Genomic DNA, 1,333 nt, shown 5'->3' on the forward strand with positions numbered 1-1,333 from the left:
AAATCGAATAGCGATAGGTAACTCTTTGAAACTATCTCCAAGTTTTCCCTCGCTCCACACCGTGCATGCAACTTTCACCGCACACGGCGTTCCATCAATCTTTTTCTTACTTGCTATATATTTTTCAAGTTAAACTGTAATAACACCATTTTTGACCTGTATTCTTAATTCATTTATTTTTTCAAACTGTTTTTGAGTAGGTTGAAATTGTTTAATAACTCTATTGATTACTTCATGCGATGTCGCATGAATCAGTCTATGAATGTCTTTATGGACAATAATTAGGTTTTGAAACTTATCTGTACCACCATCTGCTCTTGGTTTGATATGATGGCAATGAATTTCTTCACATGAAAGTATTGTTCCTGTGACCGCACACTTCCCTAATTGTGCAGTATATTTGGAAATTCGATTGTCATTGTATTCAATCGACCTATCCTGTACAGGATTTCTCATAAGTTGGGTAAGCACACCTACATCTAAGTTAAGTGATTTGTGTATAAGTTGTCTGCCTTGTGAATTAAATTTACAAATACCATTTCTTAAGGATATGGCTCTACTATGTTTCACATATCCTATAGGTATGATAGGACAATTATTCAGCCATCGTATTTGCTTGCTTTTCCCATACTTTTTCGATAAATACTTGTTATAAATTACTCCTTGTTTCGTTGTATTCAACCTATTATCTATCCAGTTACTTATGATGTAATTGATTTTTGAGCAATCAAATGCTATGAGCGTTGCTTTACTATAATAATTGTGAATACCAACTACCATTGAATTGTAAATTCCGATTTCCTTTACTTGTTCTTTGTCAGTAGCGGGATGTTGTATTCTTTTAATCTGTTCTTTCAGAGTATTTTCCACCTTTTTTATTGCCTTTTTACTCATGTGAGATTCTACTACATCCTTATCTGATTTCCGAACTAATTTCATTTCAAATCCAAGAAATTCAGAACTATGTTTTTTCAGATTTACAATCTTCGATTTTTCTTTGCTAATATCAAGCGAAAGCCTTTCTTTTAGCCATTGCGTGACTGCATGACAAATCTTATTTGCATCATTTCGTTTTCGACAAAATATCTTGAAGTCATCAGCGTATCTGACTATATAGATTTCTTTGAGATTAGATTTTCGCAGCTCTTTGTATTTATTGCCTTTGTCAATGCCCTTTCCTTTATCTCGCCTATCAATTACTCGTGCTGATTTACTTTTTGCTGGTAGCTCTTCCCATTGGGAAGCAATCCACCAATCCAGTTCGTTAAGCACAATATTTGATAACAGTGGTGAGAGAATTCCACCTTGTGGAGTTCCTTTTTTTGGATGTTCC

Annotated in this window: 1 protein-coding gene; it reads right to left on the reverse strand. The window is 34.2% G+C overall.

Going from position 1 to position 1,333, the window contains the following annotated elements; genetic code table 11:
• Positions 1–129 precede the first annotated feature (129 nt).
• The coding region (locus J2S17_RS28735) for a reverse transcriptase domain-containing protein (protein WP_307480815.1) at positions 130–1,333 on the reverse strand (1,204 nt) is incomplete at its 5' end.

This window comes from Cytobacillus purgationiresistens (assembly GCF_030813235.1).
GTDB lineage: Bacteria > Bacillota > Bacilli > Bacillales > Cytobacillaceae > Cytobacillus > Cytobacillus purgationiresistens.